This is a genomic window from Streptomyces sp. NPDC004658, assembly GCF_040609555.1.
Classification (GTDB): Bacteria; Actinomycetota; Actinomycetes; order Streptomycetales; family Streptomycetaceae; genus Streptomyces.
In genome coordinates, this window is the sequence record NZ_JBEXKG010000187.1 from 1 (window position 1) to 12850 (window position 12850).

The following is a 12850-nucleotide window of genomic DNA, read 5'->3' on the forward strand; positions in this document are numbered from 1 at the left end:
GCGGACGCGGCCGAGCCGTGGCCCGCGTGGTCGCCGCCGGCCGCGGTGGCCGAGACGGACGGGGTGGCCTGGCCGAGCGAGGTGCGCAGCTCGTCGATGTTCGCGCCGGCGTACGCCGACCAGGTCAGGCCGGTCGCGGACAGGAACAGGAACCCGGCTGCGGTCCAGACGCCGACGGTGCCGTGCAGGCCGAGGGTGCGGCGCCGGCCGCTGGTGCCGCGCACCTTGCGCAGGGCGCGCCGCCGGGAGAACCACAGCACCAGGCCGCCGCCCGCGATCACCCAGAGCCAGCTGGCGGCCAGTTCGCTGTAGAGCCGGCCGGTCTCGCCCAGGTGCAGGTCGCGGTGCAGCTCGTCGATCCAGGTGCGCAGGGGCAGCGCGCCCGTCGCGCCGTACTGTTCGAGGGCGCCGCGGACCGTGCCGGTGTACGGGTCCACGAACACGGCGAGGGTGTGCCCCGGGTCGACGCCCTCCACCCCGGAGAGCAGCACCCGGGTCGTGGCACCGGCCTCGGGCGCGGGGCGGACGGCCGCGACCGTGCCCTCGGGGTGGGCCCTGCGGGCGGCGGCGACCTGGGCGGACACGGGCAGCTCGCGCTCGCCCGCCGGAACGGTCAGCTCGTGGTCGTACACCAGTTCCTCGGCCTGGAAGGACCCCGCGTACAGCAGGCCGGTGACGGCGGCGATCAGCAGGAAGGGCGCGACGAGCACGCCGGCGTGGAAGTGCAGGCGCAGCACGAGGGGGCGCAGGGGTGCCCAGCGGCCGCGGGCGGCGGGGCGGGAGGCCTCGGCCGGGGTGGTCGAGGGAGCGGTGGTCATCGGCGGGCTTCTCCGGGGCTCGGTGCGAAAAGCGAGGGCGGTCCAGTAGTCGGACCGCGAAAGGGCTGAGTTCCCCGGGGTGTTGGTGAGCTGTGCCACAGGGGGCGGCGGGCGGGCGTGGCATCCTGACGCGATGGCACCTCCCCCTGATCACGCACCGCTCGCCGAGCGGGTCGAGGAACTCCTCGCCGCCGGCGGCCCCTTGCCCATCGTCGCGGCCGGACAGCCGGTGCTGCGGCGCGGCACCGAGCCCTACGACGGCCAGCTCGGCCCCGCGCTGCTGGCCCGGTTCGTCGAGGCCCTGCGCGTCACCATGCACGCGGCCCCCGGTGTGGGTCTCGCCGCCCCGCAGGTCGGTGTGCCGCTGCGGATCGCGGTCATCGAGGATCCGGCGCCGGTGCCGGAGGAGGTGGCGGTCGCCCGGGGCCGGGTGCCGCAGCCGTTCCGGGTCCTGGTCAATCCCTCGTACGAGCCGGTCGGCACCGCCAGGGCCGCCTTCTTCGAGGGCTGCCTCAGCGTGCCGGGCTGGCAGGCGGTGGTGGCCCGGCACGCCGAGGTGCGGCTGCGCGGCACGGACGAGCGGGGCCGCGCGCTGGACGAGGTGTTCACCGGCTGGCCGGCCCGGATCGTCCAGCACGAGACGGACCACCTCGACGGCACGCTGTACCTGGACCGCGCGGAGCTGCGCTCGCTGTCCACCAACGAGGCGGTGGCGGCCCTGTGGGCCCAGCCGACACCGGAGGCGGCGGCCGGGGCCCTGGGCTTCGAACTGCCCTGACGAAGCCGCTCAGTTGTCCCGGTAGGCCTCCAGCAGCCGCAGCCACACCTCGCTCAGCGTCGGGTACGACGGGACGACGTGCCACAGCCGGCTGACCGGCACGTGTCCCGCGACCGCGACGGTGGCCGAGTGGATGAGTTCGCCGACGCCGGGTCCGACGAAGGTGACCCCGCGCAGGATCTCCTCCTCCAGGTCCACCACCATCCGGGCGCGGCCCTTGTAGCCGTCGCCGTACAGACCGGCGCCCGCGACGGAGGAGAACTCGACGTCGACGGCCCGGACGCGGTGGCCCGCCTGTTCCGCCTCGGCGAGGGAGAGCCCGACCGCGGCGGCCTCCGGGTCGGTGAAGACGACCTGGGGTACGGCGTGGTGGTCGGCGGTGGCGGCGTGGGCGCCCCAGGGCTCCTCCGCGACCGTGCTCCCGGTGGCGCGGGCGGCGATGGCGGCACCCGCGATGCGGGCCTGGTACTTGCCCTGGTGGGTGAGGAGCGCGCGGTGGTTGACGTCGCCGACCGCGTACAGCCAGTCGGTGCCGGTCACGCGGAGGCTGTCGTCGACGTCCAGCCAGGAGCCGGGTTCCAGGCCGACGGTCTCCAGGCCGATGTCGCCGGTGTGCGGGACGCGGCCGGTGGCGAAGAGGATCTCGTCGCCCTCGATCCGGTCACCGGCGGAGGTGACGGCCACGACCGTGCCGTTCTCGCGGCCGACGGACTCCACGGAGGTGCCGGTGCGCAGGTCGACGCCCGCCTCGGTGAGGGCCTCGGCGACCAGTTCCCCGGCGAACGGCTCCATGCGGTTCAGCAGGCCCTTGCCGCGCACCAGCATGGTGACCCGGGAACCGAGGGCCTGCCAGGCGGTGGCCATCTCGGTGGCGACGACACCGCCGCCGACGACGATCAGCCGGCCCGGGACCTCCTGGGCGCTGGTCGCCTCTCGGCTGGTCCAGGGCTTGACCTCGGCGAGTCCGGGCAGGTCGGGCAGCTGGGCCCGGGTGCCGGTGGAGACGGCGACGGCGTGCCGGGCGGTGAGGGTGGTGACCGTGCCGTCGGGGCCGGTGACCGTGACCGTGCGGGGCCCGGCCAGCCGGCCCTGGCCGCGGTACAGGACGGCGCCGGTGCCCTCCAGCCAGCCGACCTGGCCGTCGTCCTTCCAGTCGGCGGTGAAGTAGTTCCGGCGGGCGAGGACGGCCGGGGCGTCGAGCGGGCCCTGGACGGCCTGGGCGAGGCCGGGCAGGCGGCGGGCGTCGGCCTGCGCGATGACCGGCCTGAGCAGGGCCTTGCTGGGCATGCACGCCCAGTACGAGCACTCGCCGCCGAGCAGTTCGCTCTCCACGAGCGCCGTGGTGAGGCCGGCCGCGCGGGTGCGGTCGGCGACGTTCTCGCCGACGGGGCCGCCCCCGATCACCACGACGTCGTATGCGATGGATTCCGTTTCCGTCATGGAGTCAGTCTGGTGGGTGGTGTGCGCCGTGGCCACACGGGTACGCGCGCGGAACACGGGCGTGCACGGGTGGAATAGCCGGCCCGGCGGCCGTGTTTGCGCCGTCGGCACACCCCACACCAGGAAGAGGGAATCACGCCATGAGCAGCACTGTGGAGCTGACCAAGGAGAACTTCGACCAGATGGTCAGCGAGAACGAGTTCGTTCTCATCGACTTCTGGGCGTCCTGGTGCGGGCCCTGCCGGTCGTTCGCGCCCGTGTACGAGCAGGCCGCCGAGGAGAACCCCGACCTGGTGTTCGGCAAGGTGGACACCGAGGCGCAGCCGGAGCTGGCCGCGGCCTTCGGCATCCAGTCGATCCCGACGCTGATGATCGTGCGCGACCAGGTCGCCGTCTACGCCCAGCCGGGCGCCCTGCCGGCGCCGATGCTCGCCGACCTCATCGGGCAGGCCCGCAAGCTCGACATGGACGAGGTCCGCAAGGACATCGCCGCCCAGCAGGGCCAGGAGCAGCCGGGGCAGGAGCAGCAGTAACACGTGCGGGGCCGCGGTGACACCGCGTGCGGGGGCGGGTCAGCTGGACTCCCGCCGGATCACCGAGGCCCCCAGCACGCTGTGCACCTCGGGCTCGCCGCCGGGGTGGCGCACGGCACGGTCGACCAGTTCGGCGAGGTCCTGCCCGGAGGGCAGGTCGATGTGGACCGTGCTGAGCCGGGGGCGCAGCAGCCGGCCCAGCATCAGGTCGTCGGCACCGATCACGGCGACGTCCCCGGGGATGCGCAGGCCCTCGTCCTGAAGGGCGCGCATGAGCAGCATCGCGTACTCGTCGTTGTAGGCGAACACCGCGTCCAGGCCGTACTCGGGCCAGCGGGCGGCCAGTTCGGCGGCGGCCTCCTCGGTGTAGGCGAGCGGCAGTTCCGTCACGGTGGCGCCGGTGCCCCGCAGCGCCTCGCGCACGCCGGCGAGCCGCGGCCGTGAGTAGGCCTCCAGCCCCGGCTCCCCGGGCAGGACGACACCGATCCGGCGCCTGCCCTGGGCGTGGAGGTGGGCGCCCGCGCAGCGGCCGACGGCGTCGTAATCCATCAGCAGGGCGTGCGCTCCCTCGACGCGGACGGGGCCGAGCGTGACCACGGCCCGGGTGCCGGACCGCTGGAGGACGGCGACGCCCTGCGGGCCGAGACCGGCTCCGGGCACCAGGACGGCCACCGGCCGCAGCTCCGCCCAGGCGCGAGCGGCCTCGTCGGGGTCCAGTCCGACGCTGCCGTACTGGACGACGGTGTAGTCGAGACGGCCCAGCGCCCACTGGAGTTCGTTCAGGAACCGGCTGTACAGGGGGCCCACCGGGATCGCCGGGGCGGGCATGAGGACCATGCGGCTGTGTCCGGCGCGCAGGCTGCGGGCGGCGGCGTGGGGGACGTAGCCCAGTTCGCGGGCGGCGTCGCGCACGCGCCGGCGGGTCCCCTCGCTGATCCGTACGGCGCTGGTGTTGTTGAGGACGTAGGAGACGGTCGCGCGCGAGACGCCGGCCAGGCGGGCCACATCGGCACTCGTGGGCGTGTTCGGTATCTGCACCATGACAGACCGCATCTTGGCAGAGGGGCGGGGGCCGGGAGCGGGCGGGGCAAGGTGGTTCATCGTTCGACAAAGAGGGCGTCCGCACACCGTTCGACGAACATGTTCGTGCCGAACTTGTTCGCAACGAACATGTTCGTTACGGTGAGGGCATGAACGACGCCCCCCGCTCCCGTCGGGAGCGCCCCGCCAAGCCCGCCCTGACCCGGGAGGGCATCATCGCCGCCGCCGTCGCCCTCCTGCGGGCGGAAGGGCTCCGCAAGGTGACGATGCGCCGGCTCGCCCAGGAACTCGACACCGGACCGGCCTCCCTCTACGTGTACGTCCGCAACACCGACGAACTGCACGCGGCCGTCCTGGACGAACTGCTCGGCACGGTCGGCCCGGCACCGGCCGGGGGCAGCTGGCGGCAGCGGCTGGAGCGGGTCCTCACCGACTACACCGCGATGCTCCTGGAGCACCCGACGCTGGCTCGTTCGGCGCTGACCGCCCGGCCGAGCGGCCCGCACTACCTGCGCCTGGTCGAGACCCTGCTGGAACTCCTCCAGGCGGGCGGGGTGCCCCTCGCCCAGGCGGCCTGGGGCGTCGACCTGCTGCTCCAGCACGCCACGGCGACCGCCGCCGAGCACGCCGGCGAGGAGCCCCAGGCCGACTGGCAGGCGGCGGCCCGGGCCCTGCGCGAGGCACCCGCCGCCACCCATCCGCACATCGCCGCCGGCGCCGACGCGCTGCTGTCCGGCACGCCCGGCGCCCGCCTGTCGTGGGCCTTCCAGACGCTGATCAACGGCATCGAGCGGACCGCCGTGCCGACCGAGGTACCGACCGAAGGCCAGGAGGCCCCATGAGCACCGCTCCCCTCCCCCACCACCCCGTCGCCGTCGTCGGCGCAGGGCTCGGCGGGCTCACGCTCGCCCGCGTGCTGCACGTGCACGGCATCGAGGCCGCGCTGTTCGACCTCGACGCGTCGGCGGACGCCCGGGTCCAGGGCGGCATGCTCGACATCCACGACGACACCGGCCAGGAGGCGCTGCGGGCCGCCGGCCTGCACGGGGAGTTCCTGGCCCGGGTGCACCCCGGCGGCCAGGCCGTGCGGGTCCTCGGCCAGGACGGCACGGTCCGGCTGGCGGAACCCGACGACGGCACCGGCGGCCGGCCCGAGATGGACCGGGGCGACCTGCGCGACCTGCTGCTCGGCTCCCTGCCCGCCGGCACGGTCCGCTGGGGCGCCAAGGTCACCGGCGCCCGTCCGCTGGAGGGTGCCCGGCACCGGGTGACGCTCGCGGACGGCACCGAGTTCACCACCGACCTGCTGGTCGGCGCGGACGGCGCCTGGTCGCGGGTGCGCCCGCTGGTCTCCGCGGCCCGACCCGCGTACACCGGGGTGTCGTTCGTGGAGGCCGACCTGTGGGAGGCGGACGTGCGGCACCCGGTGAGCGCCGAGGTGGTCGGCGGCGGCATGCTCTTCGCCCTCGGTCCCGGCCGCGGCTTCCTCGCCCACCGGGAGCCCGACGGCAGCCTGCACGTGTACGCCGCCGTCGTGGCGCCGGAGGACTGGCTGGACGGGATCGACTTCGCCGACACCGAGGCGGCGAAGGCGGCCGTGCTCAAGGAGTTCGACGGCTGGGACGAGAGCCTGCGGGCACTGGTCGCGGACGCGGACGGCACGCTGGTACCGCGCCGCATCCACGCCCTGCCGGCCGGGCACCGCTGGGCACGGGTGCCCGGGGTGACCCTGCTCGGCGACGCGGCCCACCTGATGTCGCCGTTCGCGGGCGAGGGCGCCAACCTGGCGCTGGTCGACGGTGCCGAACTGGGCCTCGCCCTGGCCGCGCACCCCGGGGACACGGAGGCCGCGCTGGCCGCCTACGAGGCCCGGATGTTCCCCCGCGCCGAGGCCTGCGCGACGGACTCCGCCCGCGGCCAGTCCCTGCTCTTCCGCGCGGACGCGCCGCAGGGGCTGGTGGACATGTTCACGGGCCGGGACGGCTGACCGGCCTGCCGGTGATCACCCCGTGCCCGGCGAAGGATCACTGCCGGGGCAGGAGTTCCAGGGCCGCGTCGGCGATCTCCTCCGGAGACGGCGTCGTGTCCACCACGGCGCCCCGCTCGTCCGGCCCGAGCGGTTCCAGCGTGGTGAGCTGCGAGTCGAGCAGCAGCGTCGGCATGAAATGGCCGGTGCGCCGGCCGATCCGCTCCGCCAGCACCTCGCGCGCGGCCGTCAGGTGGAGGAAGAACACGCTCGGGCAGGCCGCGCGCAGGGTGTCCCGGTAGCGGCGCTTCAGCGCGGAGCAGGCGGCCACGCAGCCGGTGCCCGCCGCGTCGCGTTCGCTCAGCCAGCGCCCGACGGACTCCAGCCAGGGCCGCCGGTCGGCGTCGTCCAGGGGGACACCGGCCGACATCTTGGCGATGTTGGCCGGGGGATGGAACGTGTCCGCCTCCGCGAAAGGGACGTCCAGCCGCTGCGCGAGCAGTCGGGCCACCGTGGTCTTGCCGGTGCCGGAGACGCCCATGACGACGACGCACGACAGCCGGCGCGGGACGCTGGGGGACATCGCGGTGCTCCTTCGTCACGGGGACACGGCAGCGGTCGGCGGCCGGGCTGCGGCCCGGGCTCCGGCCGGAGCCCGGGGCTGCCGTCAGTGGGGCTCCGGTGGGAGGGCCGGATCGTGGAGCAGGTCCTCCCTGCGCCGCAGGCCGTCCTGCTGCGGCTCGCGCGGCGACGGCCCCCGCGAGCCGGCCGGGTGCTCCTCCAGCGGTACGAGGTCCCGCTCCCAGGCGGACAGGACGGGTTCGAGGACCCGCCAGGCCTCCTCGGCCTCGTCGCCCCGGATGGACAGGGCGGGATCGCCCGTCAGCACGTCCAGCAGGAGCCGGCCGTAGGCGGGCAGGCTCGGCGGGTCCATCTGCGCGGTCAGCGAGAGCGGCGTGAGTTCCTGCGCGTGGGCCCCGATGCCCGTCAGGTCGAGGCTCAGCCCCTCCGGTTCGAGCTGGAAGCGCAGCACGTTGGGCAGGGCTTCGTCGCCGGGACCGAAGGGCAGGTGGGGCACGGGGCGGAAACGCACCGCGACCTCCTTGCGGTCCGCTCCGAGGGCCTTCCCTGTGCGCAGCCGGAAGGTGGTGCCGGCCCAGCGCCAGCTGTCCAGTTCCAGTTCGACCTCGGCGTAGGTCTCCGTCCGGCGCTGGGGGCTGACGCCGTCCTCGTCGACGTAGGCGGGGACGTCGTGGTCGCCGATCCTGCCGGACAGGTAGCGGGCACGTCGGGTGCGGTGCACCACGTCGTACTCGGTGAGCAGCCGTACGGAGCGCAGGACGTCGACCTTGCGGTCACGCAGGTCCCGCTCGCCGAGCGTGATCGGCGGTTCCATGGCCACCAGGCACAGCAACTGGAGCAGGTGGTTCTGCACCATGTCCTTGAGGGCTCCGACGTGGTCGTAGTAGCCGGCCCTGCCCTCCAGGGCGAGGGTCTCGTCCCAGACGATCTCCACCTCCGCGATGTGGGTGCTGTTCCACAGGGGTTCCAGGACGCGGTTGGCCAGGCGGCTGCCGAGCACGTTCTGGACCGTCGTCATCGCGAGGAAGTGGTCGACCCGGAACACCGCCTGCTCCGGCACCAGGCCGGCGAGCAGGTGGTTCAGCTCCCGGGCGCTCGCCAGGTCCTCGCCGAACGGCTTCTCCAGCACGATCCGGCTGCCCTCGGGCAGATCCGCCCGGTGCAGGGCGGTGACCACGTGCGGGAAGAGCGCCGGGGGCAGGGCGAGGTAGACGGCGACCGGCCCGTCGCCGGCGACGACCGCCGCCACGTCCGCGGGATCGGTGACGTCGGCGCGCAGATAACGGGTGGAGGCCACGACGGCCTTCCTGGCGTCGGCCGGGCTGTCCTCGCCGTGGCGGTCCAGCTGGGCGGCGGCCCACTCCCGGTACCGGTCGGTGTCCCAGTCCTCCCGGCTCGCGCCGGTCACCTCGATGCCCTCACCGAGGTGGCCCGCCGCCTGCAGGGCGGCCAGCGCCGGCAGCAGGTAGCGGGCGGTGAGGTCGCCCGTCGCGCCGAAGACGGCCAGTCGCCTGATCATCGCCACGTCCCCGCCTTCGCGCGGGCGAGGTTCACGCCGCTGGCGATGACCCCGATGTGGCTGAACGCCTGCGGGAAGTTGCCCATGAACTCTCCTGTGGACGGGTTGATCTGCTCCGACAGCAGCCCCAGGGGGCTCGCCCGGGCGCACAGCGAGGCGTACAGCTCCTCGGCCTCCTCGATGCGGCCCTGGCCGACCAGGTTGTCGACCAGCCAGAAACTGCACAGCACGAAGGCGCCCTCGTCGCCGGCCAGTCCGTCGGGGGACTCCTCGTGCAGGTAGCGGTAGAGCAGCCCGCCGCCCGCCGACAGGCGCTCGGCGACGGCCGTGACGGTCGCCACCATCCGCGGGTGGTCGGCGGGCACCACCTCACGCAGGGGCAGCGCGAGCAGGCTCGCGTCCAGCGCGCCCCCACCGTCCAGATGCGCGCTGAGGGTCTGGGCCTTCTCGTCCCAGGACTCCTCCAGGATGAGCCGGCGCAACCGGTCCGCCGCGGCACGCCACCGGCTGGTGCGTCCGGGCAGGTCCAGGGTTTCGCCGATGCGTGCCGCCCGGTCCAGCGCCACCTGGCACAGCCCGGCCGAGTACGTGAACGCCCGGCCTTCGCTGCGCACTTCCCAGATCCCCTGGTCCGGCTGCCGCCAGGCCTCCTCGGCGGCGTCGGCGAGCCCGGACAAACTGGCCCACAGGGCCGGCTGGATCTCGCCTCCGGTGCGCAGCCACTGGTGGGCGCAGTCGAGGATCTCGCCGTACACGTCGTGCTGACGCTGGTCGGTCGCGCCGTTGCCCCAGCGCACCGGGGCGGAACGCTGATAGCCCTCCAACCCGCCGTCCTCGACCTCGTCGGGCACCGGCCCGCCCCGGACGTCGTACATGATCCGGGGCCGGCCGCTGTACTCGAAGGCGTCGAGGACCCAGCCGAGGAAGGCGTCGGCCTCGCCTCGGAAGCCGATGCGGCGCAGGGCGAACACGGCGAAGGCCGCGTCACGGATCCAGGTGTAGCGGTAGTCCCAGTTGCGGATGCCGCCGATCGGTGCGGGCAGGGAGGAGGTGGGCGCCGCGACCAGTGACCCGTTGGCCCAGTCGTCGCACAGCTTCAGCGTGATCGCGGCCCTCCTGACCAAGGGGTCCTCGGGTCCGTCGTAGGAGAAGTGGCTCATCCAGCCGCGCCATGCCCCGGTGGTGGCCCGCAGCATCGCGTCGGTGTCGAACCGGTGGTGGCGGTGGAAGCGGCCCCAGGACAGCACCAGGTCGAGGCGGTCGCCCGCGCGCAGGTCGTGCGTGCTGTGCAGCCCGCCCAGCGGACGGTTGGACCGCAGGTGGAGCCGCAGGTCCGGCCGCCGGGCGGGGCGCACCTCCAGCCCGCTGAACAGGCTGCGCGCCTGCGCGCCGCCCCGGGGCTCCAGCTCCACCCGCAGCCGGACCTCCCCGGCCAGCACCCGCGCGGACCGCACCAGTTCGCAGCGGTCGGACGGTGTGTCGTCGGTGAGGTCGGCGCCGGAGCGCAGGGCCAGCGCGTCGGTGACCCGCACCAGGCCGTCGGGGCCGCGCAGGTCGGTGATCAGCACACCGGTGTCGGGTTCGTAGTGCTGCCGGGCCTCGACGAGGTCCTCCGGCGCGACGGTGAAGTGCCCGCCGCGCGCGTGGTCGAGCAGGCCGCAGAACACGGGCTCGGAGTCGAACCGGGGCAGGCACATCCAGGTCAGGGAACCGTCCAGGCCGACCAGCGCGCTGGTCGCGCCGTCCCCGATGAGGCCGAGGTCCTCCAGCGGCAGGTACCCCTGGCGTCGGCGGACCTGCCGGAACGGGGGTTCAGGATCGCGCATGCCGTCTCGCTTTCGCAGAGCCGATGGCAACGGGGCTGCGGCGGAGCACACCCCGGGGGGAGGGCGTCGGCTAGAACGAGATCATCACCTTCACGACGTCTTCGAGCTTCTTGTCCGCGACCTCGAAGGCGCGTTCCATGTCGTCGAAAGAGAACTCGTGGGTCGTCAGGTGCGACGGGTCGACCCGCCCGTTCTCCACCACCCGCAGCAGCCGCTCCATGCGCAGTCTCCCGCCGGGGCACAGGCCCGAGGCGATCGTCTTGTCGGCCATGCCGACGCCCCACTCCACGCGCGGGATGCTGACGAACTCGCCCTCGCCGAAGTAACCGGTGTTGGAGATCGTGCCTCCGGGCTTGGTGACCTTGACCGCGGTCTGGAAGGTCACGTCGGCGCCGAGCGCCTCGATCGCGGTGTCGACTCCGTGTCCGCCGGTCAGCTCGAGGATCCGCTCGACGACGTCCTCCCGGGTGAAGTCCACGATCTCGTCCGCGCCGTACGTCCGGGCGAGCTTCTGCCGGCTGGGAACCGCCTCCACGCCGATGACGAGACCGGCGCCGCGCAGTCTGGCCCCCGCGGTCGCCATCAGGCCGACGGGTCCCTGCGCGAGGACGGCCACGGTGCCGCCCATCGGGATGTTCCCGTGCTCGGCGCCCATGAAGCCGGTGGAGAGCATGTCGGCGCAGTAGACCGCCGCCTCGTCGGAGATGCCGTCGGGGATCTTGGCGAGATTGGCGTCGGCGTCGTTGACGTGGAACAGCTCGGCGAAGACGCCGTCCTTGGAGTTGGCGAACTTGAAACCGCCGAGCGGGCCGCCGGACTGGGAGGGGTGGCCGTTCTGGGAGGCCGGGTCGCCCCAGTCGGGGGTGATGGCGCCGACGAGCACCCGGTCGCCGGGCCGGAAGTCCTTCACCTCGCTGCCCACGGAGTCCACGACGCCGACGGCTTCGTGCCCGAGCGTCAGGTTCTCCCGGGGGCCGATGCCGCCGTGGACGGTGTGGGAGTCGGACGTGCAGATCAGGGCCCGGGTCGTCCGGATCAGGGCGTCACCCGGCCCCAGGTCCGGCACGGGCTTCTCCATGAACCCCACCCGGCCGATCTCGTGCATCACGAATGCCTTCACCGCTGCGTCCCTTCGCCGGAGTGCCCGCCGCGATCGGACCGGGGCCCGGTGCGGGCCGGGCCCACCGGTGGGCCATGGCCGGCCGCGGCGCTCTTGCTGCCACCGTTCCGTGGATCGTGCCGGGTCGCCATCCGAAGGCGCGGGCAGTGAGGCATTCCGGTGAACCCGGCGGCCCGGGGGCGCGAGGCCTCACCGACCGGCGGCGGACCGCGTGGGTGGCCCACCGCGCCCCGTCCGCGGAGGCGGCTCCACGGCGTCGCCGTCGGGCTCAGCGGCCCCCGTCGCGGAAGACGACGACCGGGCAGGAGGCGTGCTGGGTGCAGTGCTGGGCCACCGAGCCGAGCAGCAGTCCGGAGAAACCGCCGAGACCGCGACTGCCGACCACGAGGAGCGACGCGTCACGGGACGCGTCGAGCAGGACGCCTGCGGCGGTGCCGTAGCGCGCTTCGGCCCGCACCTGGACCGGTGGCCGCCGTCCCACGGACTCCTCCACCGCCTCCGTGAGCTCCCTGCGGGCCCGCTCCTCCAGGGCCGCCTCGTCGCTGCTCGACGGGGGCAGCCAGCCGAGCGCCCCGTGGAACTGCGGGAACGTCCAGGCGGTCACCGCCTCCACCACGCTCCCCGTCAGCTCCGCCTGGCGCACGGCCCAGCGCAGTGCCTGCTTGGACGAGTCCGAACCGTCCACCCCGACCACGATCGGCCCGGTCTCCGGACGCTGCTCGGCCATGCTTCCTCCTCGACCCGGCCACGGGGACGGCGCACCCGATCCGTCCGGCCTCGACTTGCCTTGCGACCTCAGCCTCGTGCCGGACGGGGCGACCCGCAGTCCGACAGGGCCAAGTGAGGGCGGGCGCGTGGGAGGGTCAGGAGAGGGCGTGGAGGCCGTGGCCCCTGGCGGCGGTACGGGTGGCTCGCCGTCGACCGGACCGCCCGACCTGGTGCCACGGCGGAGCTCGCCGGCGTGGAGCGGCGACTGCCGGCGAACACCGCCGGCCCGGGATCGTCCGAGCCGGTGTGGCGGCGGGTGCGCGTCGAACCGGCTCCTGCGACGGCTCGGCCCCGCCTCACCACAGCGGCTGCGCGCCGTCCCCCCGGGAGAGCCCGGCCGGACCCCTCAACCCCGGCCGGCGCAGTACACCGGACCGCACGGGACAGAGTTCTGACGTTCAACAGCGTTCAACGGAGAACGACGAACGGGGAAGTGATGCGCAGCAAGAGCAACACGTT

At 74.1% G+C, this 12850-nt stretch carries 12 protein-coding genes; 4 read left to right on the forward strand and 8 right to left on the reverse strand.

The window, feature by feature from the left end; all coding sequences use genetic code 11:
* Nucleotides 1-818: PepSY domain-containing protein (locus ABZV94_RS35945; RefSeq protein ID WP_356348171.1), on the reverse strand; the 818-nt coding region annotated here is incomplete at its 3' end.
* 133 nt (nt 819-951) lie between these two features.
* Between ABZV94_RS35945 and ABZV94_RS35950 the strand changes: the two genes are divergently transcribed.
* Nucleotides 952-1596 (forward strand): peptide deformylase, encoded by a 645-nt coding sequence (locus tag ABZV94_RS35950; RefSeq protein ID WP_356348173.1) that lies wholly within the window; start codon nt 952-954, stop codon nt 1594-1596.
* Between the two features lie 9 nt (nt 1597-1605).
* On the opposite strand, the gene ABZV94_RS35955 is transcribed toward ABZV94_RS35950, so the two are convergent.
* Complete coding sequence (locus ABZV94_RS35955; RefSeq protein ID WP_356348175.1) at nt 1606-3036, reverse strand: NAD(P)/FAD-dependent oxidoreductase; 1431 nt, start codon at nt 3034-3036, stop codon at nt 1606-1608.
* A 140-nt stretch (nt 3037-3176) separates the two neighbouring features.
* Here ABZV94_RS35955 and trxA point away from each other — a divergent pair, with 140 nt between their 5' ends.
* Nucleotides 3177-3569, forward strand: coding sequence for a thioredoxin (gene trxA / locus ABZV94_RS35960; RefSeq protein WP_356348177.1), 393 nt, complete (start codon nt 3177-3179; stop codon nt 3567-3569).
* A gap of 39 nt (nt 3570-3608) precedes the next feature.
* Here trxA and ABZV94_RS35965 read toward each other — a convergent pair whose 3' ends face one another.
* Complete coding sequence (locus tag ABZV94_RS35965; protein ID WP_356348179.1) at nt 3609-4622, reverse strand: LacI family DNA-binding transcriptional regulator; 1014 nt, start codon at nt 4620-4622, stop codon at nt 3609-3611.
* Nucleotides 4623-4759: 137 nt separating this feature from the next.
* On the opposite strand from ABZV94_RS35965, the gene ABZV94_RS35970 reads away from it, so the two are divergent.
* Nucleotides 4760-5452 carry a TetR/AcrR family transcriptional regulator C-terminal domain-containing protein gene (locus ABZV94_RS35970; protein WP_356348181.1) on the forward strand — a complete coding sequence of 231 codons (693 nt, stop codon included), beginning with the start codon at nt 4760-4762 and terminating at the stop codon, nt 5450-5452.
* Nucleotides 5449-6597, forward strand: coding sequence for an NAD(P)/FAD-dependent oxidoreductase (locus ABZV94_RS35975; protein WP_356348183.1), 1149 nt, complete (start codon nt 5449-5451; stop codon nt 6595-6597). Before ABZV94_RS35970 ends, ABZV94_RS35975 begins: the two co-directional genes overlap by 4 nt.
* Nucleotides 6598-6634: 37 nt before the next feature.
* Here ABZV94_RS35975 and ABZV94_RS35980 read toward each other — a convergent pair whose 3' ends face one another.
* The 5 genes from ABZV94_RS35980 to ABZV94_RS36000 all read right to left on the reverse strand — a co-directional run bounded on the left by ABZV94_RS35980 (nt 6635) and on the right by ABZV94_RS36000 (nt 12350).
* Nucleotides 6635-7159, reverse strand: a complete 525-nt coding sequence (locus tag ABZV94_RS35980; RefSeq protein ID WP_356348185.1) for a gluconokinase — start codon at nt 7157-7159, stop codon at nt 6635-6637.
* A gap of 84 nt (nt 7160-7243) precedes the next feature.
* Complete coding sequence (locus ABZV94_RS35985) at nt 7244-8677, reverse strand: glucose-6-phosphate dehydrogenase (RefSeq protein WP_356348187.1); 1434 nt, start codon at nt 8675-8677, stop codon at nt 7244-7246.
* Entirely contained in the window at nt 8674-10503 is a 1830-nt protein-coding gene (locus ABZV94_RS35990) for a glycoside hydrolase family 15 protein (protein ID WP_356348190.1), read from the reverse strand. The genes ABZV94_RS35985 and ABZV94_RS35990 overlap by 4 nt, the downstream gene beginning before the upstream one ends.
* Nucleotides 10504-10573: 70 nt before the next feature.
* Nucleotides 10574-11623, reverse strand: coding sequence for an NAD(P)-dependent alcohol dehydrogenase (locus ABZV94_RS35995; RefSeq protein ID WP_356348192.1), 1050 nt, complete (start codon nt 11621-11623; stop codon nt 10574-10576).
* Between the two features lie 268 nt (nt 11624-11891).
* A complete protein-coding gene (locus tag ABZV94_RS36000) occupies nt 11892-12350 on the reverse strand; it encodes a universal stress protein (protein ID WP_356348194.1) in 459 nt (152 codons plus the stop codon).
* Nucleotides 12351-12850: the final 500 nt, after the last annotated feature.